Consider the following 23,649-nt stretch of genomic DNA (forward strand, 5'->3'; position numbering starts at 1 on the left):
ATAGGGGGAGGGGGTTCTTCAGGAATGATAAGTAATCAACCGAACCTGATATAAGTTGACACCAATGCTGTCCTGCCCGCCCTGAATCGGTTCTCAGCCGATTCAAAAATGCTGATCATTTTTTTGATTGAGTCAGTGCTATGACTTGCTCAAAGTCGAAATTTTCAACCAAAACTTTCAAAGCCTCGATCAAATCTACTTTGTCTGCTGGAATTTGTTCCATAAGTTGAACAATCAGCAAATCATTGCCTTGGCTAGCAGCATTGTCAAGCTGTTGTATCCACTCAGCAGGCATACTTGCTATCTCAGCAGCCAAGTTAGCAGAATTGCGAACAACCTCATGAATCGGTGAAGTGATATCTGCATTTGGAGTGTGTTCTTGGTAAAGATATCGCACACCCAAGTATTTGCTTATTTCTGTGAGTAAATCTTGTTCTTGAAACGGTTTACTCAAGATATTGTCACAACCAGCGGTCAATATTTTGTGTTTTTCTTCTTCAAAGGCGCTTGCCGTGAGGGCGATGATGATGGTTTGGTGAGGATGAGGAAGCATCTGTTTCATCTGCTTCTCCCTTGCCTTAATCAATCTAGTTGCCTCATAGCCATCCATCACTGGCATCCGCATATCCATAAAAATCAAGTGAGGTTGCCATATTTCCCAAACAGTGAGAGCATCTTGACCGTTGGTGGCTTCCTGTACTTGAAAGCCTAAGCTGTTCAGCAGCTTGACTAATAGCATACGGTTGGTTTGCTTATCCTCGACAACTAAAATCCGATAACTTGGTTGCTGGGGAGCTAAACCTATGACTTTGTCACTCGTGAACTCAAGAGTTTGTGTTTTCGCTTCTGTTGCCTGACGCGCTGGAATAAAAAAGGTAAACTGAGTTCCAACCCCCAAGGTACTGCTAACCTGGATTTGCCCACCCATGATTTCCACGAACTTTTGAGTGATGGATAAACCCAACCCAGTACCTTGACCAGATTTTAACCCAGTTGTGGTTTGTCCAAAGGCTTGAAATAATTTATTGAACTCATCAGGATCAATACCAGGACCAGTGTCTGTTACCTCGAACTGTAAGGTGTAAGGGGGAGAAAAAACTCCTCCCTCTTCCGTATCTTCGTCTATATCCCCAGTTGCCGCATCTGTGAGCGACACCCGCAAAATTACACTCCCAATTTCTGTAAATTTGATGGCATTGTCCAGTAAGTTAATCAATACCTGACGCAGTTTACTTTCATCAGTTGTGATATATTGCGGCACTTCGGGGGTACGCTCAAAGACTAGGTTTAAACTCTTGGATTGAGCCTTGAGTTTGAGCATGCCCTCTAAACTATCGAGCAACCGATGTAAATCAAAATTATTCTCATTATATGTGATGCGTCCTGCTTCGATTTTAGACATCTGTAAAATGTCGTTAATTAACTCCAACAGATGTTCGCCACTACGATTAATGATTTTCAGGAATTGCTGATGCTCTGCTTTTATGGAGGAGTCGCGGTTCATCAGTTGGCTAAAGCCAAGGATTGCATTGAGTGGCGTTCTCAGTTCGTGGCTCATATTTGCTAAAAATTCGCTTTTAGCACGGTTAGCTTTATCAGCGATTTCCTTAGCTTGTTTGAGTTCGGTTGACTGCTGCTGCGTTTGTGCTAACAATTCTGCCTGTTGGATTGCCACTCCCAACTGTGCCCCAATCTGAACCACCATTTTTATTTCTGCTTCTTTCCAATAACGAGGAGCAAAATTTTGATACACTCCTAGCAAACCCCACAGTTGATTGCTGCAAAAGATAGGAACTGTGAGATAAGCCCTTGCTTGAAATTGTTCTAATAATTCAAGGTAACAAGAGTCAAAACCAGCCTCGTAAATATCCGAAACGCAGCGATAGTTTATGCCAGAACGGTAAATACCGCCTTGGGTGTTGTACAGATAGGTGTCTTGTATGATCTTATCTACATCCCCAAAACCTTTAATAGCGCAATTGTCTTGGTTGACAGCAACCTCTGTCAATTCGGGTTGATTTTTTTGTTCCCCTATCAGTGCTTTCCAACCTTCTGCTACTGACTCGGAGACAAATTCTCCACTCCAATCAGGATGAAAGCGATAAACAAGGACGCGATCGCACTTTAAAGCTTGTCGCAACTCTTGCGTTGTCGCACTGAAAATTTGATCAATTTCCAGAGTTTGACGCATCCGTTGAATCACAAAGGCAATTGCCCTTTCTCGTTCTGCACTTTGAGCAAGCAATTCTTCTGCAAGTTTCCGTTCTAGTTCAGCTCCTGCACGAGCCGCAAAAATTTGTAAAATTGACTCTTTGCCCAAATCAATCTCTAATGGTTTGACATCCATCACCACCAAGTAACCGATAACCTCCCCGTTCGAGTCAACTAGGGGCAGCAAATAACTGTAAAGATTCGACTTGCCGACATCTTGCTCTCTACGTATAACCACTGAAACGTTGTCGTCAACTCCGCCAAAGACTGGTTTACAGTGTTCATCGGTAATAGCGGCTATATTGTACTCGAAGTTTTCACCTAAGTCAACACCATTCCAAAATGCCAGAGTACGAAGTTGAGCTTTCGCCTCATTAGTAAACTCACTGACAAAAGCGTAACGAACTTGTAAAACTTGGGCAATATAGCGTACGCACGAGCGAAAAAACTCATTACCAGTTGTATAAGCTGTTCCCTCAACAATCAATTGCAGTGTCGCTTCAACTTGCTTTCTTTGAGTGATATCGCTAAAAGTGCAGACGACTCTGTCTACGCTACCATCATTTGCCATCTGAGGATCTGCATTCACTAACAACCAGCGTTGCTGTTGGCTTTTGGGATCTTCAATCCCCATGACTATATTGTGAATCGGTTTTTGTAGGGTTATTGCTTTGTACACGGGTCGTTCTTTTTCTGGCAGAGGCGTACCATCTTCACGCAACAACAACCAACCTGCACCAAAGACCTGGGGCTGTTTATTCTTAGGATCGAGATTGAGGAGATTTTCTGCTGCTTGATTGCTGATCAGAATTTTGCCATTGCAATTAAGCAACAAGACTCCCACTTGCATCTCTCGAATCAGCGTCCGAAAGCGTTTTTCACTTTCCTCTAAAGCTTTTTGTTGTAATAACTGAGCTGTTAAATGCTGGTCGAATAGAGAAGTTAATAAAGCTAAAGTTAAGACGAATAATGTCGAAATGCTAATGGCAATAGCCAACCAGGGCTGACTTATGACAGGAGATTCCACTTTTGATAAATTTTTGTAGGCGATAAAGTGAGTTGCCCACATTCCAGTGTAGTGCATCCCAGTGATGGCAATTCCCATTAAAAAAGCGCTGCCAACTTTCTGCCATATTACCCCTTTCAAGTCTGGATTTTTTTGCAGCCTAAATGCCAGCCAAAGAGCTGCAAAAGAGGCAATAATTGCAATGGCAACTGACAAACTGACTAAAATTAAGTCATACTCAATCTTCGCCTGAAGTCGCATAGCTGCCATGCCTGTGTAGTGCATACCAGCAATGGCAACTCCCATACAAACGCCACCACCAATGACAAGCGGTGTTGAAATAAAATGCGAGAGTAAGAATAAACCGATGCCAGAAGCTAGGACTGCACATAACAGAGAAACCACAGTGATCGATACATCGTAACTTACAGGCTGAGGCAATTCAAAAGCGAGCATGGCAACAAAGTGCATTGACCAAATGCCTGTTCCCATAGCTACAGATCCCCCCAATAGCCACAGCAAACGCCTCCATTTGCTAGAAACCAGCACTCGTCGTGATAAGTCTAAGGCTGTATACGAGGAAATAACTGCGATCGCCAAGGAAAGTATTACTAGTTCTAATTTATACGTCCCTGTCAGTTCGCTATACATATTTTTTTATGCACCTAACCGATGACTGAAGTTTGATCTGGCTATTTTCAGGAAGTGTCATACTTATATTTTTTAGGGATGCAGGAATATACCCTACTGGGCATTTTTAATTTATAGAAGCACTTAATAACATTATTTTCTCAATTTATGCTTGTTTCCAGCTGCAATCTCAGATAAATCCTATCCTCCACATCATCTGCATTATGTAAAAACTCTATATTTATCAATGAGCTTTAAGTAAGAAAACGATGAGGAAATCTATTTTACTTCGGGAATAAATACGTAATTTCACGTAGAAAGTTAATTTTGTGATTTCCCATCACAGCTATACCAATTCTTTGTAACGATGAGCTTAATAATTACCTCGGTTTCGGCGTTCCCCCTTGCCTTGGTAAGGGGAAACTACAGAAGGGTCGGATAAAGGTCCTAGTCATGGAGAATTAGTAATAGTAGTTATGTAATTCTCTCAAATGTATTGTCAAGAGTGTTTCTACTAAAAGAGAATCTTTACAACATCCTTTCGCTAACTTCAGGAGCATTAAGTTGGTCAAGAATTGACCAAACGTGCTGTAACATTGGTTCCAGACCAGCACCCGTAACTGCCGAGATTAGGAAAACAGGGGAGTAGGAGAGGTGATTGAGCTGTGTCGCTAGCGCTTCCAAATCCTTTGTTTCCCTATCAACAGCATCAATTTTACTCAGTGCCAAAAGTTGGGGACGCTCTACTAAACCCCGTCCGTATGCTTGCAATTCTTCTTGAATTGTGTTATAATCTGCAACCACATCATCGCTAGTTGCATCAATCAGATGTAGCAGTACCCGTGTGCGCTCAATGTGACGCAAAAAATCGTGTCCCAGCCCTGCTCCTTGGGAAGCACCCTCAATGAGTCCAGGAATATCAGCAAAAACCGTACCATCTCCGCTGGGCTTGCGCACGACACCCAAATTTGGAATGAGGGTGGTAAAGGGGTAGTCAGCAATTTTGGGACGTGCGGCGGATAAAGCTGAAATCAAAGTTGATTTTCCGGCATTTGGCAACCCAATAATCCCTACCTCCGCTAAGAGTTTCAATTCCAAACGGAGTGACTTGATTTCCCCAGGTAGTCCTGGGAGGGCGTACTCAGGGGCGCGGTTGCGGTTACTTAAGAAATACTTGTTTCCCAGTCCACCTTTACCGCCAAGAGCAACCACTAAAGTTTGCCCAGGTTCGACCAAATCCCCCAGTATCTCATCAGTTTCCGCATTATAAACAACGGTACCGCAGGGAACCTCGATGATCAAATCCTTGCCATTTGCCCCTGTGCAATTATTTGGTCCCCCACGAGAACCGTTTTCTGCCTGAAAGCGGTGGTTATATCTAAAGTCAAGCAATGTTTGCAGGTTTTGTGCAGCAACTAACAATACTGAACCGCCTTTTCCCCCATTCCCCCCAGCCGGACCACCAGCTGGCACGTACTTTTCTCTCCGAAAGGCGACAATTCCATCGCCTCCCTTTCCTGCTTCAACTTCAATTTTTGCTTGGTCGATGAATTGCATAATAGAGTCCTGAGTTATGAGTCATGAGTTATAGTCATGAGTTATAAATTATAAGTTTTTCACGAACTCCTCACTTTGTCTTTGGTTAAAACCAAAGGCTCACCTGATTCTTTACTTGTAACTCAGGACTCAGCACTCAGGACTCAGCACTTAGATATATGGCGAAACATCCTCACCGCAGTCATCCGCAAGATAGGATAGAGCGCGGAAACGTAAGCCCACAAGTTGTTCATAGAGTGGGTTGAGTTTGCACAACGGGGGGATGTGAACAATTTTGCGTTTGAACAGCGTGACATCACGCTCGAAGGGACACTGGTTAGGTATCATTTTACATAAAAAACGAGCAACTCTGGGGTCTTGGATGTCTAGCTTGTCAAGCCAGTCGCGCATAGGGCGCAGTGCATCAATTTGACGCTTTGTTGGTGCAGGTTGTAAGGGAATTGGAGTCGTCGTTCCGGAAACCTGCGGCTGTGGGTGTTCGACGGTGTGACGGAGGGCTTCTAAGAGATCCTCTGGCTGTTCTAGGGCTTGGCACAACTGGTGCAGCAGATAGTCCTCGCTAGAAGAATATGTACCGTCTGCGATCGCCACCATAACTGCTGTGCGTAAGAAATTTTCTGCTGTTTTTGTACCTTTCCCCAAAACAGCGGCTAATTCCTCTGGTTCTATTGGGTCTAATGACTCTATTTTGATGCCAGGAGCCAGGTCATCTTCGGTGATGGTGGCAATTAATTCCTGTTCTTGGGCATCGAAGTCACCATCAGCCCAAGCAATGGTGAGTAGTCCACGTAGCCAAGCGGCAATTTGTTCGCTGGTATAAGGAGATTTCACAGCACTTGTCATAAAACCTCACGGTAAGTGTGGAAACCCATCACATACGCGGGATGGGAGGAAACACAACAAAGGCAGAATTAAGCTGCCGTCCCCTAATCGGGGAGGATAGACAGAGGAGTAGTATCTATCCCTTCCCTGTATGCCGGGAACGCAGGTGCTACTCCAGTGAAACAGTCCTGCAGGCGGGTTTCCCGCCGTAGGGAACTGTTGAACCCGAAGGGTAAAGTTAGCCGAACCTAAAAGGTTCCGCTTCGCGAACGGCAAAGTTAGCAGTCGGTACTATGTCAAGGACACTGGCTTAACCCCATAGACCTGTTTAATCCTTGACTTCTAGAGCTTGGGACTGGCACTCTCCGCTCAAGGTAGGACTTGAACACTTGCTGAAGACCGTAGTACACGAAGTACGTGAGCTGGGTCAACTGCAAACTAGAAGATGGGCGCTAAGCCCACGACTACTAGTTGTGGGTCGTTGACAAACTCACGCCTCAAGCAACTCTCACGTCTATATTAACCTGTGGTTAAATGACAAACTGTGGTGCTTATTGCCAAAGCCTTTAAGATTCCTAAGTACTGAGCAATAAGTTTTGAGTTATTTTTTCGATAATTTCTTGTACCCTACTCAGCATTCAGCACGGTCTTGCGTACTCTACTTAGCACTTGATACTCAGCATTTAGCACTATCTTGCGGTACAATCCGTCTGAAGGAAGTATTGAAAATTTTTTCTACTTAAAACAACAAACAGCAAATCAAGCAATCCAGTCGAGGTGTTGATGACTAAAACCAAAGTTGACTTAGGCATCGTACAAGAAACACTACTCCTTACCCTTTGGGCAAGAGCTGCTGAACTACAGCAACCTGACCCCATTATCTGCGACTCCAAATCAGCTGAGATACTTGAGGCAATTGATTACGATTTTGATAAATTGGCTACTGCAAAAATGTCTCAAGTAGGCTGCTGTTTGCGAGGGCTGATACTTGACAACTGGGTACGCACTTACCTTAAACAGCATCCCCAAGGTTCAGTTGTCGAGATTGGTGCAGGACTGAACACGCGCTTTGAACGAGTGGATAACGGCGAAGTCCGCTGGTTTGATTTAGACTTGCCAGATTCAATGAGACTGAGAAAGCAGTTTTTTGAGGAAACAGAACGCCGTAAGTTTATTACCGCTTCTGCTTTAGAAACAGACTGGATAGCGAGTGTCAAAGCGGTGAGTGCAGAACTTTGTCTGTTTGTCGCAGAAGGGGTGTTGATGTATTTTAACGAACAGCAGGTCAAGCAGTTGTTCGCCAATCTTTTAGAGCATTTTCCAGGTTCTTGGTTTGCCTTTGATTCTGTATCTCGATTATTTGTAAAGAATCAAAAAAGACATGGAACACTAAAACACACCTCAGCAAAGTTGGTTTGGAATATCTCAGATATTCACCAGATTAAAAACTGGGACTCTCGATATCAAGTGATGGAAGCCTGTACTTTTGCAGACTTACCAGCTAAATATCTGCAACGTTTTCCTCTGATATATCGCTTGCTATTTTCCTATATTCCTCCCCTACGGAATTCCTATCGCTTGGCTTTAGTGAAATTAGGTTGAATTCAAGTCATTTAAAGTTTACACAGGGGCATACATCATAATGTTCTATTTCGGTATCGAGCATGAAGTGGCTTTCCTAAATCAAGAAGGGAAATTTGCTGATTTTTCCTGTACAAAATTTGATGATTTCCATCAAATTGTTAAACAACTTCCCATATATCCCAATGACTATCTTCAATTGCGTCTTGGAGATGCGGGGATTAGGAAAAAAAGATGGTATATTGAGGGATTTGAACGTTTTGCAGATTCCGAACAAGTTATTGATTGTGTTCCTAAAGGCATCGAAATTAGAACAACTATACACTCTAACATTCAAAGCACTATTGCTGAATTATCAGAAAGTTTTCATCTGCTGTGTGAGGTTGCTGCACAATTTGGTTTTTCGCCGATTTTAGTCAGTTTTAATCCGTACCGTACTGTTTATCAGCCTGATCCACCATTAAATGATTATGAAATAAGACAATTACAGGGTGATCCGGAAGAGCAAACTGCCAACATTCACATGGTGACATATGGACCAGATTTAAATATTTCAGTAGCTGATTTGCCTGTTGAACATCTAATTGATATTGGCAGAAAGCTGACTTATTACAGTCCCTACATCGTTCCTTTTAGTTATAGTTCTCCTTTTTATAAAGGTGAGTTGTGGCAAGGACTGTCAGTACGAACGTTTATTAGGACAGGAAAAAGACCAGCAACGCTGGTTTTTGTAGAGAAACAGGAACAACTGATTAAGAGTGTCCCTTCATTGACGAAAATAGCACGTATCCCAGCAGAAGTAGGTCGTATCGAATTTAAGGCGTTTGATAGTTGTGCTGATTTTTCTATTTATGCTAGTTTGTTAACATTGTTGAAAGGTCTTATTTTAGACGAATCGCTGATGGGTAGAGCAACGACACCCCATACAGCCTTGCACCAACTCTCGGCGCAAGAAGGATTTGACAACGAAGATATTTTTGCGATCGCCACCCAAGTTTTGCAAGCAGCTGAAGTTGCGCTTGCAGACGATCCAGATGTTCATTTGTTAGCGCCGCTTAAAATTCTTCTCCAAAAGCGAAGAACTCCGGCGCATAAACTGATTGAGGTTTTCCAGAGGGTAGGTGTGATAGAACAGGTACTGAGACAGACTTATTCAGCACATTTCTAGCGCTTTTCAAGCAGTTATCAGTTATTAAATGTTCACTGTTTACTGTTGACTGTTGACTGTTGACTGATAACTGTTGATGCGCGGACTGTCCACCCCACAAGAATTCTCAAAGGTAGAACGTGCTTCTACTAGGAAGTAGAGGACGATGCTTGTTAAATTTGATTAAGCTATTAGCTACTAGCTACCAGCTGTCAGCTTTTTGGGTGTTGGGGTGACTTGCCAACTAACTCATATCATGTCCGGTTATATAACCCTGCGGAAATTCGTAGTAGGGACTTTAGTCCTCTTTACCGACAAAGCAAGGACTGAAGTCGTTACTACAAAGAAGTTTTATTATGGGCAATTAAGCGAACATGATATCAATCCCTAAAAAGGCAGACGGCTGATATCTAGTCGCTATTGATTAAGGGAGATAAATTTGGTGCAAGCGACAAACACAGAAGCCAAACAGCGTGTTCAAGAACTGAGACAACTACTACAAAAGGCTAGTTACGCCTACTATGCCCTCGATTCACCCATCATGGAGGACGCAGTTTATGACCGCCTCTATCGAGAATTGCAACAGCTGGAAAATCAGCATCCAGAATTGCTGACACCTGATAGCCCGACTCAACGGGTGGGAGAAAGACCAGCAACCCAATTTATCTCGGTACGCCATAATATTCCACTATATAGTTTAGAAAATGCGTTTAACATTGAAGAATTAAAGGCATGGGAGCAACGTTGGCGGCGACAAGCACCCAACGTAGGTGAGGTGGAATATGTGTGCGAGCTGAAAATTGACGGTTCTGCCTTAGCATTGACATATGAAAACGGTGTTCTTACCAGAGGTGCAACAAGGGGTGATGGGGTTACGGGTGAAGACATTACCCAAAATGCACGGACAATTCGCTCAATTCCCTTACGGTTAAATGTAGAAACGTTGGATGCAAACTCTCTACCAGAGAGGGTGGAAGTGCGGGGTGAGGCGTTTTTGCCCTTAGAAGTGTTTAAACAAATTAATGAGGAAAGGCAAAAAGCCGGTGAAACAGTCTTTGCAAATCCTCGAAACGCTGCAGCGGGAACCCTCAGGCAACTGGACTCCAAAATTGTCGCCCGACGGCGGTTAGATTTCTTTGCCTACACGCTGCACATTCCAGGGTTGGATGATGCCAGTATTGCTAATACTCAGTGGGAAGCGCTGGAACTGTTACAAAAGATGGGATTTCGCGTCAACCCTAACCACAAACTGTGTCCTTCTCTACAAGATGTTGCCCAGTATTACGAATACTGGGACACGGAAAGATTGAATTTGCCCTACATGACAGATGGGGTGGTGGTGAAGCTGAATTCTTTTAAGCTTCAGGAACAACTTGGGTTTACACAAAAGTTCCCCCGTTGGGCAGTGGCGCTGAAGTATGCAGCAGAAGAAGCACCCACGCGCGTGGAAAATATTGCTGTGAACGTCGGAAGAACGGGGGCGCTGACTCCACTTGCAGAAATGCGTCCGGTGCAACTGGCGGGAACAACGGTTTCCCGTGCTACCCTACATAATGCTGACCGCGTTGCTCAATTAGATATCCGCATTGGCGATACAGTTATTGTTCGCAAAGCTGGAGAAATTATTCCGGAAGTGGTGCAGGTTCTCAAAGAACTCCGTCCTGATCATACCAACCCCTTTGTCATGCCCTCCCAGTGTCCGGTTTGCGGTCAACCTGTGGTCAGGGAAACGGGAGAGGCGGTGACTCGCTGCGTCAATGCTTCGTGTCCAGCTATTCTTAAGGGGGCGATTGAACATTGGGTGAGTCGCGATGCTTTGGATATTCGAGGTATGGGCGAAAAACTGGTGCATCAACTCGTGGATAGAGGAGTGGTGCATTCTGTTGCCGATTTATACAACTTGACAGAAGATAGTTTGTATGCATTAGAACGAATGGGGAAAAAGTCGGCACAGAAGTTGGTGGAGGCGATCGCTCAATCGAAAAACCAACCTTGGTCGCGGGTGTTGTATGGTTTGGGTATTCGTCACGTTGGCAGCGTGAATGCTCAATTGTTGACACAGAAGTTTCCCACGGTGGAACAGTTGGCGCAAGCTTCGCAAGCTGATATTGAAACTGTTCACGGTATCGGTGAGGAAATTGCCCAATCTGTACACCAGTGGTTCCGCATCGGTGCGAATCAAACTTTGATTTCTCGCTTGCAAGATGCTGGGTTGCAATTTGCGAGTGCAGTGGAAGAAACAGCGGTGAGTCAGAGTCAGCAAAAGTTGGCTGGTAAAACTTTTGTGATTACTGGTACGCTTCCTACGCTGAAGCGGGATGAAGCAAAGGCGTTGATTCAAAAAGCTGGTGGTAAGGTGACGGATTCTGTGAGTAAGAAAACAGATTATCTGGTTACAGGCGAAGATGCTGGTTCTAAGTTGGTAAAGGCGCAAGAGTTGGGTATTGCGCAGTTGAGTGAAGGGCAATTGTTGGAGTTGTTGCAGGATTAACTAACGAACCGCCAAGACGCCAAGGACGCAGAGGAGGAGAGGAAAAGACTTGTCTTGAAAGTCTACTTTTCTCCTGCTATAAAAAACTGAGAACCGCTATTAAGCTTTTCTAGAAAAGTGCCACCCAACCTACGAGTAAACATTCGCTCTACTGTTGGAACTAATATAAGACCATCTTGCACCAGGACCAACCTTGAGAACCATCTGATAAGGAGTGAACATTTCCCAGTAAAGTAAGTCAACATTGTCTTCACTATTTGGGAGCAATATTAATTTATATCCATAACCCTCTCCTTAATAAGGAGAGGGTGCCGAAGGCGGGTGAGGTTGTTCGTTTTTTATAAGTGTTCATTCGGACATGATATTACCAATGGCTTTTTCTTCTTCTAAAAAATCGCCAAATTCTCTTCTCTCTTCTTCTGTCATACGGAATTCTTTGGCAACAGCTTCTACCTGCTGGATATCTTTCTTATTCCCCAAATAAACTCCCTCTCCAGTAGGATGACACGTAGCGTTTACTCTCTGATTTTAGCCTGTGACCAGTTCCACATCAAAAACTTCTGCGAAGCACTGCGCTACGTGAGAGCGTACCTCTAACAAGGAAATGTCAGGAATCCATTGAGCTAAACTACCTACAGGCTTATCAGTAATACCGCAGGGTACAATATGCTCAAATCCTGTCATGTCAGGACAGACATTTAATGCAAAGCCATGCATCGTAATCCAACGGCTAACTTTAATACCGATAGCAGCGACTTTACGCCCTTCTAACCAAACACCAGTGAAACCAGGATTGCGTTCTCCTTGTAATCCGTAAATTTTGAGCGTACGAATTAGTACTTCTTCTAGTTGGCGCAAGTACCAGTGGAGGTCTTTACGGTAATGTTGCAAATTTAAAATTGGATATCCTACCAGTTGACCGGGACAGTGGTATGTGACTTCGCCGCCTCGTTCAACTCGATGGACTTCATACATCGTTTGAGTGGAGTCAAATTTGAGAAATTCTGAACTGGCTCCTTGCCCCAAAGTGTAGACGGGCGGATGTTCTAGCAATATTAGCACGTCATCTAAGCTGGGGTTTTTAATGCGCTCAGCTAGGAGAGTGCGCTGCCACAAGAGTGCATCTGAGTATGGTATCACTGCTTGGTTATATAAGAAACATCGGCGTTTGTGCAAAGACATATTACGAATTAAGGAAAAACTGAATCAGAATAGAGAGCAAAATGTATCTCATATGACTAATAGGAGTCAAAGAATGTCAAGCTATGCAAAGGATTTTAAAGGAAAGTCAAGGGAATTGGTTTTGCAAAATACAAGGTGCTAGTTTTGAATATATATAACCTCAATGGTGTTGGGAGGAATTCTCTGCAATAACCGTCACGCCAAGAAAATAATAACGGATGTACTGGCTGATGACGCCTAAACGATGGTTGACATAAAATACAAGATTAAGAAGTGCAAAAAGACTTGTGTTTTTTAGGAAAAACAATTAAGCCTCCACCAAGGAGATAACTTACGATGTCTGCGTGGACATCCAGTTGCTTTTCAACCAATTGGAATCACAGCAGAGATTCGTCGTAGGTAAATACAGGGTAAACGCACAAAAACTCGGTTTTGGTGGGCTTAGGGTAGGCGTCGTACCGGCAGTAAGTCTAAATCTGTTCAAGATTGGTTCTGGCGGCAGTGATACACCTTACCGCAATTCCTTTTTATCCCAAACCAAATTTACATACATTGAGCGGGAGAGTTTACATGAAGCTTGTCATCCACGGCAAAAATATTGAAATCACCGAGGCAATTAGGGATTACGTGCATCAAAAGATTGAAAAAGCAGTAAATCATTATCAAAACATCACAAATGAAGTGGATGTGCATCTAAGCGTAGCGCGTAATCCCCGAATTAATCCCAGGCAGGCGGCTGAAGTCACTATTTATGCCAATGGCAGTGTCATCCGTGCGGAAGAGAGTAGCGAGAACCTATACGCCAGCATAGACTTGGTGGCAGATAAAATAGCCCGTCGGCTGCGTAAATACAAAGAACGGCGTCAAGAGAAGAAAACACACGCCCAAGAGACAATCGAAGGAACTGTCCAACCGACAGTCGTGACAGATTTAATTGGCGATCGCACTCCGGAACTGCCTGAAGAAGTTGTCCGCTGCAAATATTTTGCCATGCCACCGATGACTATGGCAGAAGCTTTAGAACATTTGCAATTGGTGGGACACGACTTTTATATGTTCCTTAATGCTGAAACTGGCGAAATCAATGTCATTTACGAACGTAATCACGGCGGTTATGGTGTGATTCAACCCCGTAATATTCATACCAACGGCAAGAACGGCAAGAACGGGAAGACAGCTAATGGTTATGTTCCTATGCCGGAGAAGTCTTTCCAGAATAGGATGTAGTAGTCTATCAATTTTGAGAACGAAAAGTTCGTAGTAAGCGCTAAAGCGCTTACTACAAACTAAAACGCTACGAATTTCTGACTAGCTGTACTTAGGCTGTTTGCAGTTGTTGCAACGTTTTGAGTGCTTCCTCAACGTGACCTTTAAAGTTAAACATTGAGTCGAAGACATATCGCACAGTCCCTTGTGGGTCAATGACATAAGTCACACGACCAGGGATTAAACCAAAAGCTGCGGTTGCACCGTATTGCTTCCGCACTTGGTCGCCTTTATCGCTTAAAAGGGTAAAAGGCAACTGGTACTTGGCAGCAAACTTTTGGTGAGATTCGGGTGAGTCGCCACTCACACCGATGACTTCTGCACCAGCTGTTTTGAATACCTCATATTGGTCGCGAAAGGCACACGATTGAGCCGTACACCCTGGTGTGTCATCTTTGGGGTAAAAATACAGGATGACTGGTTTGCCACGAAAATTATTGAGGCTTACTGGTGTACCATTCTGGGATGGTAATGTGAAATCGGGAGCTGTGTCTCCTACTTTGACTGGCATAGATTTAAAAGAAAAAAATTACAGGTGAGTGGGGTACTTGATGCACAATTTGTGTTAAGAAAATTTTAACTTGTGTGTTGCTTCACAAATTTATCTTAATTGCCTGTATGCACATGAAACCTGATTATGACCAGCCACAGACAGCATATGACAATGCAGTAGCCGCAGGCGCTGCCATCTATAGCAAGCAAATTTTGTCAATCTATGACCTGTATGTGTTAGGTTTCTCGAATACGTTCATCTGGCAATGTCCTTCGCGACTGATACTTGATTTCTATAACGAGCATATTTCAGCAAAGCATTTGGATGTAGGTGTAGGGACAGGATATTTTTTGGATAAGTGCAGATTTCCAACCAACAATCCGTCTATTACGCTTGTGGATTTAAACCCAAACAGCATACAGACCACAGCGAAACGCCTGCGCCATTACAGCCCTAAAACTTACATTGCTAATATACTAGAACCGATTCAGATTGAATCGGCAAGTTTTGACTCGATCGCTCTCAATTACTTGCTCCATTGTCTTCCTGGCAATCTCTTAAGCAAAAGTGTTGTTTTTAGGAATTTGAAACCCCTGGTCAATAATCATCGCGGGGTGATTTTTGGAACAACAATTTTGGGTCAAGATGTCAGACAAAATCTTCTTGCAAAGACTTTGATGAAAACTTACAATTCAAAAGGAATTTTTAGCAATACTGACGATAATCTCACAGATTTAGAGAGCGTCCTGAAAGAAAACTTCCACGATTATTCTGTACGAGTAGTAGGGTGTGTAGCCTTCTTTGTCGGTCGGATTTGAGAGCTTTGTACTCCATAGCTTTTAGAATGTCGTCAATGTCAATGATAGAGTAAAAAGCAACGATTTCTTTAATCATTATTCTCCCTACCACAATGGCTAGCAGGGGATTTTATTGTATTTTGGACTTGTGGCTGTTATAACCAGAAATCTAAGTTCTACATTTTAGAGTATTTGCTCCAAAATTCCATTTATGGGTCGTCTGACTTCACTTGATGTTTTTCGCGGCATGACTATTGCTGCCATGATTCTTGTCAACATGGCGAGTATTGCTGAACCTAATGTTTACCCTCCACTACTCCATGCAGAATGGCATGGCTGCACACCAACTGATTTAGTCTTTCCTTTCTTTTTATTTATTATCGGTGTGGCGATGACTTTCTCATTGTCAAAGTACACCGACAACAACAAACCTACAGCACCTGTTTACTGGCGTATCTTGCGCCGCGCCGCGATTTTATTTGCTTTGGGGTTATTACTCAATGGCTTTTGGAATAAAGGTCCTTGGACTTTTGATTTGAGTACTATCCGTTTTATGGGAGTGTTGCAACGCATCAGCCTGACATACCTACTTGCTTCCGTTGCAGTTCTCAACCTCCCTCGTAAAGGACAATGGATACTAGCAGGGGTATTACTCATCGGTTACTGGTTAGCAATGATGTATGTGCCAGTTCCCGGTTATGGTGTTGGAGTGCTGACGCGGGAGGGAAATTTAGGTGCTTACATAGACCGCTTGATCATTCCTCAAGCACATCTTTATAAAGGCGATGGTTTTAATAATCTAGGAGATCCAGAGGGACTTTTTAGCACGATTCCCGCTGTTGTTAGTGTGCTGGCTGGTTATTTTGCCGGACAATGGATACGCACTCAGCCAGTCAAATCTCGTACAAGCATAGGTTTAGTATTATTTGGTATAGGTTGCTTAATTATCGGTTGGGCATGGGGCTGGACGTTCCCAATTAATAAAAAGCTGTGGACGAGTTCTTATGTAGTTTTCGTTAGTGGTTGGGCATTATTGTTACTTGCAGCTTGTTATGAACTGATTGAAGTACGACGGGTGCGGCGCTGGAGTAAACCCTTTGAAGTGATGGGATTAAATGCCATCTCCCTTTTCGTTGCTTCTGTACTGCTGATTAAAATCTTGGTAAGAACCAAAGTTGGGTCTGGGGAGAATGCTCCCAGCACTTATAATTGGATTTACCAAAATTTGTTTGCCTCTTGGGCTGGGGCAGCGAATGGTTCTTTTTTGTTCGCGATTGTCACTGTATTAGTGTTGGTAGCAGTTGCTTATGGAATGTATCAGCGACAATGGTTTTTTAAAGTTTGAGATCCAGGCAGTTTGGCATAAGGCAAGAGTTGCACCTCAGCTTATGCCAACAGGTTTAACTTACGGGGAGTTTGAGGGGCGGTAAGTCCCGCGCTGTACATGCAAGGTCAGCGTCGGGATACACGGACCCCTCATGCCAATATTGGGGACTCGATGTCCCCAATATTGGTATTTAGAATCTGGAGTTTTCGTGTTAATATGGTTTTCGTTGATAAAAACCTGATTCATGAGCCTAGTTCTAAACTACACCTACCGACTATATCCAGATGCTGAGCAAGAAGCTAAGCTTCTTGACTGGCTAGAGATATGTCGTGGTAGTTACAACTATGCTCTGGGAGAAATCAAAGATTGGTCTAATTCACGCAAGTGTGCAGTAGATCGTTGTTCTGTGTCGTCAGAATATATCATTGCCGCCGATGCTCCATTTCCTGGATACTATCGGCAACAAAATGCCCTGCCTCAGGCAAAGAAAGAATATCCAAGGCTTGGTGAAGTTCCATCACAAGTATTGCAAACCAACATCAGGCGACTTCACGATGCTTGGGAATTCTTTCAAAAACGAGGATTTGGCCTTCCAAGATTCAAAAAGTACGGGCAACTCAAATCAATCTTGTTTCCTCAGATAGCTCCCGATGCTATTACTGGGTGGCAGGTTAAGATTCCTAAATTAGGATTGGTACGGATTAACTTACATCGACCAATCCCAGAAGGATTTGTTGTTAAACAGCTAAGAATCATCCGTAAAGCAGTACGATGGGAAGCTGTGATCACAATTGAATCCGATGTAAAAATCCCTACTGTTCAACCACATGGTCGAGCGGTGGGGATTGATCTAGGGCTTAATAAATTCTTGACAACGTCTGAGCGAGAATTCATCGGTAGACCCAGGTTCTTTGTAGACAAGCAAAGGAAGCTGAAATTGCTCCAACGCCGATTATCTAGAAAGACGAAACGGTCTGCAAATTACGAGAAAGCTCGCTCTAAGGTTGCCAAGCATCACAACAATATAGCCTTCTCACGCAAAAACTACCACTACAAGACGGCACACCATCTGTGTTCCGACAAGCAAGTAGGGATGATATTTGCTGAAGATTTGAATTTGAAAGCAATGAGTCGAGGAATGTTGTGTAAACATACTCTCGACGCTGCTTTTGGACAGTTCTTGAATATCCTTGAATTTGTGTGCTGGAAAAAGGGTGTATTCTTTGCGAAGGTTAATCCGAATGGCACGTCTCAGACTTGTCCAATGTGTTTGGAGGAAACTGGAAAAAAAGACTTATCGCAACGAATACACGAATGTTACTTTTGTGGCTATAAAACAGACAGAGATCACGCTGCTGCTGAAGTAGTGCGACAACGTGGTCTTGAGCTTATTAGTACGCAGGGACTCTGCGGAATGGAAACTGCCTGTGCAGTCGGTCTGCCGGGGGTGGAGGAAACTTCATCTAGGTCAGAGGCGAAATCTGACTCTCGTAAGGGAGGCAGAAGAACCAGGAATGCCCAACCGTAAGATTGGGAAGCCCGCGCTGTACCGTAAGGTCAGCGTCGGGAGGATGTCACATGATCTCAGATAAGGAATTTCACTACTTGCCAGCAGAAACTGATGTAGTTGATGGGGTGCTGCTAGTTGCTAGTTCCGGATAGTGACGCGTTCCCCAGTGAAGGTAAACCTGAACGGTTCACCCTCGCCCACCGGAACATTATCGTCTAGGGGATTTTGGCTTAGGTCGAAGGTACGAATTTCAAATGTCCCTTGCACTGTGTGAGTCTTTGGATTAAACGTCGCACGATAATCGGCTCGACCAGTCGTGACGGGCTGTGCGCTTTCCGGAGAAGGAAAATTGAAGTTGAGTGCCGTGGCGGTAATTTCTCCCTTTTCAGTACACTTCCAAACGCCTTGTCCACTGGTGAAACGATTGTTGGGGAAGGACTGAGCGGCGCTGGGGACGCCCTGATTCCCCCCTTGGTTCGAGTCAATGGCAAAAAAGTTGCCGTCTTCAGTCAGCGTTATCACTCTACGTCCTACAAAGTCGCCATTAAGAAACGTTCTCACGGAGTATGTACCGACGATTGATTTACGACAATCCGTTTGGTTATGACTTGCATCCGTCACAAGTTGAGCCTCTGCGAAACGTGGGAAAAGGGCATCCGGAATGGTGAGCGCTGACAAAGCACAAATTGTCAACACGGTGAAAGTTTTACGAGTTATCATCACTGCCCCTGTGTTTGATGTGATTACAGTCAATAAAGACAATAATTGCTTGTGCTCCAGAAGAGCTTAAATTTTTATTAAAATCGGCACAGCAAGAGACTCGTATTGTTTTCCAATCGAAGCAACATCTAATATCAAGTCCTGATAAATACCAGTAGCGATTGCGCGGAGCGCACTGCCCTATCCCATAAAGAGTACAGGGAGTATGTCACCCGCTCAAAATCGCTGTTTCAAATAGGCTCTTAGTTCATTCTGCTTTTGAACAGTTCCAGCAAGCAAGATACTAATTTTTCCAACCAGAATAGTGCCCCAGTTGACCAGCACAACACCCGTATTGCTTTCAGGATTAAACTCAATTTCACTTAAATCAAGGTTTTCGAGTGAGGAATATTGCGTCTTGAAGGTTTCGCAGCTCCAGCTGAGCATATTGAGCTTCTTAGCAATACCTGTGGGATATGATGCGCCATTAAAGCGTGGATTGCACTCGATCGCCAGATAACGCGTTTGTGTTGCATCTTCCACGACAGCAACATCAAAAGCAAAGACCTCTTTCATTCCACGTTGCGCCATCCATTCGGCTATTGGTTCAACAGTTTCCCAAGGTTGATGCGTACTGGGATAGCGATTGCCTATATGGGCGTAGCCATCAAGTATTTGAGAAGTTACGGCGAGACGTTGAAGCTTTGAAGCTTCAACACAGTATTGCAAATTTAAAAAGGAGGAAGCTGTGACTTCCTCCTGGATTTGCAAAGGTATTTCATCGGGAAACGTTTTCAGAATTTTGGAAAGCTGTTGTTGGTTTTCACATCGGCTAATCCCGGCACCATCAACAGAAATGGTAGGCTTGAAATAACACGGATAGGGAAACTCAGATAAATCTTTGATAGCAGCCTTGTTTTGAAAACAAAACGTTAGAGGAACGCTAACTCCCATCTCTTGTGCAAGCTTTATAAAGTTGTTCTTGCAGTTCATAAACTTAACCGCGTTCAACCAGTCGGAATCTAGCTGGCGAAACCAATCTTCATCACAATCGGCTTTGCTTGTAGTATTGCCGAAGAAAAAAAGGGAAACGTTATGGTTAGGATAGTCTTCCAAGACTTTTAGCGAAACGTCCCAGATGACATTTTTGCTATGGCTTAAACCTATCCGTCCATAATGTTCGGTAATAATATTCCATTGCGATTTTAAATCTGGGTGCAGCTGAATAATATCCTCTGGTTCAGTCAAACCTAGCACCCTACCAGAATAAAGATGATTACCTATCACAGACTCATGGGTGCAGACCATGATGTCATGGTTGAAAATTTTATAGTGAGTCACTTTTCAATCGGTACTATTAGGTTAACTGAAAACTGACGAAATATAGCAAACTTGAGATTATAATCTCATCAGATAAAAATAAGAAAAATATATCTTTAGATAGATATTGAAATAATGTGATGGTATCTGCCCTTGAAGAACCAATTTTCGCCCGGACACCTCAAACCTTCTCTCTAGGTGGTGTCGCGATACCCCGCTGGATCAGATTTGCCTCAAGTTCCCTGATGAATCTTAAATCTTCCTCAAGCAGGGGCTGGTTTAAGCTTCTAGATAGATTCTCAGTTCCCGAGTTCTTCTCAAGGAAAGCAAATGCTTGCCGGAATTCATGTGGACTAGTCTGAATTGGTGAGTCAAAATGACAGGAAATAATCCGCCCAAAATCCCAAGTTGCAACCTTATCAGCCCAGTTAAGCACTTGTGTTGGTGCCTGGGGAAGAATAAGGGTTTGCAGAATCGGTGCCACAAATGGACGCCCATTTCCTCGTAGGGCATCAAATGACTGGTGCCAATTTTCTTTCCATCGAAACGGAAATAAGCCAAAGTATGCTTTTGGGGACCTATTCGGTGCTTTGAGAGCATCCCGTAACGTCTGCCCTACTCCAGCTGTCTCCAACACACTTGGACGCAAGTAAATTGCAAATAATGAGATGCGTTGCCATCCCTTGCGACGGTTTGCTTCATTGTCTTCGATGACTTCCACGGCATTCTCCCTGGCATGAAACAGCAAGGGGTATGGATCTAATTGGACGATCGCCGGTGGTTCTTCTGGCACGGATAGGACAGAATCTGTCACAAGTAAAGTGCGCGATCGCTTGTGAAACATTGCAACTTCTGCAAAAGAACCCCGTCCCAGGTTGATGTCCAGCACTGCATAGTCAAACTCGTCAGCAAAGGGAGCTTGTTTGCTATCCTCTGGTAACACCTGAGTCCGTTTTTGGGGAAAGCCAAGCCAACTCAGTGGTAGGTTGAATGGAAAACTCCACTGGTGCGGTGCGACGAAAACCTGTGCGCTTGGAAAGCGTCTGGCGAAAGGACCAACGAAGACCTTATGCTCCAAACCAGAACTGGTTGGCAGGATGATGTACTTAACATCACCGTGAACAGCCACCAATTCGTTCACTAAGCGGATACACTCGGTCGTCGGAGCAACGGGTGCATAGACCAGGAGACCACCCGCAGCGAGCTTGACGACGGTCATACGAATTGGCACGACGGTGTAGAGGATGCCTTGAAGCTGGTCAAATGTCCAGATAGTATCCTGAACTATTTCCCTGCGAAGTGTCCGCCGCTTGTTGTAGGGGTAGAGTGGTACAGCAGGCCAAAACGGCCATGACCAATCTCTCGGATGCTCCTGTGCCTGTACCTTCGAGTGACGTTCCTGTGAGTTCATCGTCCTTCTACCCCGGAAGTGTTCCTTTCCAATAGACTTCTCGCAAAAGTTATGATTTAAGGATATTTAGAACCACAGATGGACACAGATGGACACAGATAATTAACTAGTGTCCATCTGTGGTTTAATTTTCTCCAATTTTGACTTTTACAAGAGATTTCATCTTTAACACTCAAACGGTTCTTGCTTGTGCTGGGAGAAATTTGTGAGGACAACTCCCTGTACACAAACAATCGTGCCTACAAACTACGCGCCCACAGATTCCTTAGCAGCGTACATCACTTCGACTGTGATGATACTCACATTCCGCTCGCGAGCAAATTTCTCGGTGTTGCGCTTGACTTTACCGCGCACAAAGCCAGGAATCTTGTTCAATTCTGCTTGAGCATCCTTCGCCCACGCCAAATCAGAATCAGCAGAAATGCCCTTGGTAATCACTTCCTTGGTGTCGTGTCCGCCGAAGATTTCCAAGAGGTGGTCTTCCATTCCTAGGGTGAAGGAATTGTAAACCAAATCCGCAATTTGATTTGTCCCTTCGTAACCCATGAATGGCTTGTAACCAATGGGGAAGTTCTGGATGTGAATTGGTGCAGCAATCACACCGCAGGGGATATCCAGGCGCTTACCAACGTGGCGTTCCATTTGGGTACCGAAGATAGCAGAAGGTTCAACGCGGGCGATCGCATCCCCAATTGCACCATGATCTTCGGTGATTAGCACTTCATCGCAGTACTCGCTGACCTGTTCGCGGAACCAGTCTGCATCATACTTACAGTAGGTTCCAGCCCAAACAACGTGAATCCCCATTTCCCGTGCCAGAATCTTGGTCATAGCAGCAGCATGAGTGTTGTCACCAAACACCACAGCTTTTTTGCCGGTCAAGTTTTGACAGTCAATGGAACGGGAGAACCAAGCAGCCTGAGAGACATACAGGGTTTGCTCGTTGATGTATTCTTCGTAATCAGCATCCGCACCTTGACCGTTAATCACCTGCTGAATTTTACGGATGCAGCGGGCAGTTTCCACAACACCCATCGGCGTAATATCTACGTAGGGCGTTCCAAATTGTTCTTCCAGGTAACGAGCTGCCATTAAGCCGAGTTCACGGTAAGGCACCAAGTTAAACCAGGCTCTGGGCATGTTCTTCAACTGGTGAACCGAAGCACCTTCGGGAATTACGGTATTCACCTCAATTCCCAAATCAGCCATCAGCCGCTTCAGTTCCGTGCAGTCGTGCTGGTTGTGGAAACCAAGGGTGGAACTACCGATGATGTTAACGGAGGGCTTTTCGGTTTTACCTTCGGGCAGTTCGCCCTTCTTGCGGGCTTTCTCGATGTAGTATTGGACGATTTGTTGCAGAGTGCGATCGGCGGCTTGCAGTTCGTTGAAACGGTAGTGGTTCACGTCCGCTAGCATTACGTCTCCTTTCGCTTCCAGCTGCGCCCGCTCCACAAAGTTGTGCAGGTCTTCTTGGAGAATGCTCGAGGTGCAGGTGGGAGTTAACACAATCAAGTCTGGGCGTTCCTCGGCGTCTTTGCGGGTGATGTTGTCGACCACCTTCTCTTGGGAGCCACGTGCTAAAACGTTGCGGTCAACGACACTGGTTGTCACCGGGGTGAAGTTCCTCTCGCGTTCTAGCATGGAACGCATGACGTTGAAGTAGTCATCACCCAAGGGCGCGTGCATAATAGCATGAACATTTTTAAAGGAACTAGCAACCCGCAAAGTGCCAATATGGGCGGGACCTGCATACATCCAGTAAGCCAATTTCATGTTTGTGTTCTCCCTTTTTGTGAAACAAAATGTGTCCGATGAGAGGTGGATTAATGAGTGCTTGTTTTTTAAATCGTTTCTGATTTTCTCAGAACTTGCAGCTTGGAAGAAGCGAGGGTTAAGAAAGTTCAAATAGAGGTGCTATGGCTGAAACCTGCTTAGGGTTTGGAATTGAGCTTTTGACTGAAACAACATCTGTGTTGTCTAAGTGATACGAATCTTAATGTTTTGGCAAATCAGTTATGATTTTTGCGATGCCATCTTGAAAATTCTTTCAACCAACAATCGCCAAAGACTTGCTTGCTCTACCATCAAGTCTTTGTGCGTCATTTTAGCAAACCAAACGCACCAACTAACACTTTGCTAGCCACAAGAAGCGAGTGGTCAGTTTAAGAGCGTGATTACCTTTAATGCGCTTTGTGCGCT

Annotated in this window: 17 protein-coding genes; 7 read left to right on the forward strand and 10 right to left on the reverse strand. The window is 44.3% G+C overall.

Features of this window, described 5'->3' with window-relative positions; translation table 11 throughout:
- Positions 1–115: 115 nt before the first annotated feature.
- The 3 genes from AACT52_RS26155 to AACT52_RS26165 all read right to left on the reverse strand — a co-directional run bounded on the left by AACT52_RS26155 (position 116) and on the right by AACT52_RS26165 (position 6,247).
- A complete protein-coding gene (locus AACT52_RS26155) occupies positions 116–3,868 on the reverse strand; it encodes an MHYT domain-containing protein (protein WP_083630561.1) in 3,753 nt (1,250 codons plus the stop codon).
- A 507-nt stretch (positions 3,869–4,375) separates the two neighbouring features.
- A complete protein-coding gene (gene obgE, locus AACT52_RS26160; protein ID WP_073633954.1) occupies positions 4,376–5,404 on the reverse strand; it encodes a GTPase ObgE in 1,029 nt (342 codons plus the stop codon).
- A gap of 150 nt (positions 5,405–5,554) precedes the next feature.
- The gene (locus tag AACT52_RS26165; RefSeq protein ID WP_073633955.1) at positions 5,555–6,247 is read right to left on the reverse strand and encodes a Mo-dependent nitrogenase C-terminal domain-containing protein; all 693 of its coding nucleotides are present in this window, start codon (positions 6,245–6,247) and stop codon (positions 5,555–5,557) included.
- A 762-nt stretch (positions 6,248–7,009) separates the two neighbouring features.
- On the opposite strand from AACT52_RS26165, the gene AACT52_RS26170 reads away from it, so the two are divergent.
- The 3 genes from AACT52_RS26170 to ligA all read left to right on the forward strand — a co-directional run bounded on the left by AACT52_RS26170 (position 7,010) and on the right by ligA (position 11,445).
- Complete coding sequence (locus AACT52_RS26170) at positions 7,010–7,828, forward strand: class I SAM-dependent methyltransferase (RefSeq protein ID WP_073633956.1); 819 nt, start codon at positions 7,010–7,012, stop codon at positions 7,826–7,828.
- Positions 7,829–7,868: 40 nt separating this feature from the next.
- Complete coding sequence (locus tag AACT52_RS26175; protein ID WP_073633957.1) at positions 7,869–8,975, forward strand: glutamate--cysteine ligase; 1,107 nt, start codon at positions 7,869–7,871, stop codon at positions 8,973–8,975.
- Between the two features lie 421 nt (positions 8,976–9,396).
- Positions 9,397–11,445, forward strand: a complete 2,049-nt coding sequence (ligA, locus tag AACT52_RS26180; RefSeq protein ID WP_073633958.1) for an NAD-dependent DNA ligase LigA — start codon at positions 9,397–9,399, stop codon at positions 11,443–11,445.
- Positions 11,446–11,793: 348 nt separating this feature from the next.
- Here ligA and AACT52_RS26185 read toward each other — a convergent pair whose 3' ends face one another.
- Positions 11,794–11,925 carry a hypothetical protein gene (locus AACT52_RS26185; RefSeq protein WP_272937120.1) on the reverse strand — a complete coding sequence of 44 codons (132 nt, stop codon included), beginning with the start codon at positions 11,923–11,925 and terminating at the stop codon, positions 11,794–11,796.
- A gap of 48 nt (positions 11,926–11,973) precedes the next feature.
- Positions 11,974–12,627 carry a lipoyl(octanoyl) transferase LipB gene (lipB, locus tag AACT52_RS26190; protein WP_073633959.1) on the reverse strand — a complete coding sequence of 218 codons (654 nt, stop codon included), beginning with the start codon at positions 12,625–12,627 and terminating at the stop codon, positions 11,974–11,976.
- A 570-nt stretch (positions 12,628–13,197) separates the two neighbouring features.
- On the opposite strand from lipB, the gene hpf reads away from it, so the two are divergent.
- A complete protein-coding gene (gene hpf / locus AACT52_RS26195) occupies positions 13,198–13,854 on the forward strand; it encodes a ribosome hibernation-promoting factor, HPF/YfiA family (protein ID WP_073633960.1) in 657 nt (218 codons plus the stop codon).
- A 91-nt stretch (positions 13,855–13,945) separates the two neighbouring features.
- On the opposite strand, the gene AACT52_RS26200 is transcribed toward hpf, so the two are convergent.
- Positions 13,946–14,404 (reverse strand): peroxiredoxin, encoded by a 459-nt coding sequence (locus AACT52_RS26200; RefSeq protein WP_073633961.1) that lies wholly within the window; start codon positions 14,402–14,404, stop codon positions 13,946–13,948.
- A gap of 107 nt (positions 14,405–14,511) precedes the next feature.
- Here AACT52_RS26200 and AACT52_RS26205 point away from each other — a divergent pair, with 107 nt between their 5' ends.
- The 3 genes from AACT52_RS26205 (at position 14,512) to AACT52_RS26215 (ending at position 18,038) form a co-directional block, all read left to right on the forward strand.
- Positions 14,512–15,204, forward strand: coding sequence for a class I SAM-dependent methyltransferase (locus AACT52_RS26205; protein ID WP_198940997.1), 693 nt, complete (start codon positions 14,512–14,514; stop codon positions 15,202–15,204).
- A gap of 190 nt (positions 15,205–15,394) precedes the next feature.
- Positions 15,395–16,528: an acyltransferase family protein gene (locus AACT52_RS26210; RefSeq protein WP_073633963.1), complete on the forward strand. Its 1,134-nt coding sequence runs from the start codon at positions 15,395–15,397 to the stop codon at positions 16,526–16,528.
- Between the two features lie 226 nt (positions 16,529–16,754).
- Positions 16,755–18,038 (forward strand): RNA-guided endonuclease InsQ/TnpB family protein, encoded by a 1,284-nt coding sequence (locus tag AACT52_RS26215; RefSeq protein ID WP_096549311.1) that lies wholly within the window; start codon positions 16,755–16,757, stop codon positions 18,036–18,038.
- Positions 18,039–18,158: 120 nt separating this feature from the next.
- Here AACT52_RS26215 and AACT52_RS26220 read toward each other — a convergent pair whose 3' ends face one another.
- From AACT52_RS26220 to bchB, 4 genes are all read right to left on the reverse strand, one after another.
- Positions 18,159–18,740 (reverse strand): hypothetical protein, encoded by a 582-nt coding sequence (locus AACT52_RS26220; RefSeq protein ID WP_073633964.1) that lies wholly within the window; start codon positions 18,738–18,740, stop codon positions 18,159–18,161.
- A 216-nt stretch (positions 18,741–18,956) separates the two neighbouring features.
- Entirely contained in the window at positions 18,957–20,060 is a 1,104-nt protein-coding gene (locus tag AACT52_RS26225; RefSeq protein ID WP_096549312.1) for an ATP-grasp domain-containing protein, read from the reverse strand.
- Between the two features lie 160 nt (positions 20,061–20,220).
- Positions 20,221–21,450: a DUF4336 domain-containing protein gene (locus AACT52_RS26230; protein WP_073633966.1), complete on the reverse strand. Its 1,230-nt coding sequence runs from the start codon at positions 21,448–21,450 to the stop codon at positions 20,221–20,223.
- A 246-nt stretch (positions 21,451–21,696) separates the two neighbouring features.
- A complete protein-coding gene (bchB, locus tag AACT52_RS26235) occupies positions 21,697–23,223 on the reverse strand; it encodes a ferredoxin:protochlorophyllide reductase (ATP-dependent) subunit B (protein WP_073633967.1) in 1,527 nt (508 codons plus the stop codon).
- Positions 23,224–23,649 lie beyond the last annotated feature (426 nt).

The sequence above is a fragment of the Scytonema sp. HK-05 genome, assembly GCF_963872035.1.
GTDB lineage: Bacteria > Cyanobacteriota > Cyanobacteriia > Cyanobacteriales > Nostocaceae > Kalymmatonema.

Bases quoted from the DNA above. Each gene is read 5' to 3' on its own strand.
- AACT52_RS26170 (WP_073633956.1), top strand. From the start codon at position 7,010: ATGACTAAAACCAAAGTTGACTTAGGCATCGTACAAGAAACACTACTC.
- AACT52_RS26210 (WP_073633963.1), top strand. From the start codon at position 15,395: ATGGGTCGTCTGACTTCACTTGATGTTTTTCGCGGCATGACTATTGCT.
- obgE (WP_073633954.1), bottom strand. From the start codon at position 5,404: ATGCAATTCATCGACCAAGCAAAAATTGAAGTTGAAGCAGGAAAGGGA.
- AACT52_RS26175 (WP_073633957.1), top strand. From the start codon at position 7,869: ATGTTCTATTTCGGTATCGAGCATGAAGTGGCTTTCCTAAATCAAGAA.
- AACT52_RS26165 (WP_073633955.1), bottom strand. From the start codon at position 6,247: ATGACAAGTGCTGTGAAATCTCCTTATACCAGCGAACAAATTGCCGCT.
- lipB (WP_073633959.1), bottom strand. From the start codon at position 12,627: ATGTCTTTGCACAAACGCCGATGTTTCTTATATAACCAAGCAGTGATA.
- bchB (WP_073633967.1), bottom strand. From the start codon at position 23,223: ATGAAATTGGCTTACTGGATGTATGCAGGTCCCGCCCATATTGGCACT.
- AACT52_RS26205 (WP_198940997.1), top strand. From the start codon at position 14,512: ATGCACATGAAACCTGATTATGACCAGCCACAGACAGCATATGACAAT.
- AACT52_RS26155 (WP_083630561.1), bottom strand. From the start codon at position 3,868: ATGTATAGCGAACTGACAGGGACGTATAAATTAGAACTAGTAATACTT.
- AACT52_RS26230 (WP_073633966.1), bottom strand. From the start codon at position 21,450: ATGAACTCACAGGAACGTCACTCGAAGGTACAGGCACAGGAGCATCCG.
- AACT52_RS26215 (WP_096549311.1), top strand. From the start codon at position 16,755: ATGAGCCTAGTTCTAAACTACACCTACCGACTATATCCAGATGCTGAG.
- hpf (WP_073633960.1), top strand. From the start codon at position 13,198: ATGAAGCTTGTCATCCACGGCAAAAATATTGAAATCACCGAGGCAATT.
- AACT52_RS26220 (WP_073633964.1), bottom strand. From the start codon at position 18,740: ATGATAACTCGTAAAACTTTCACCGTGTTGACAATTTGTGCTTTGTCA.
- AACT52_RS26200 (WP_073633961.1), bottom strand. From the start codon at position 14,404: ATGCCAGTCAAAGTAGGAGACACAGCTCCCGATTTCACATTACCATCC.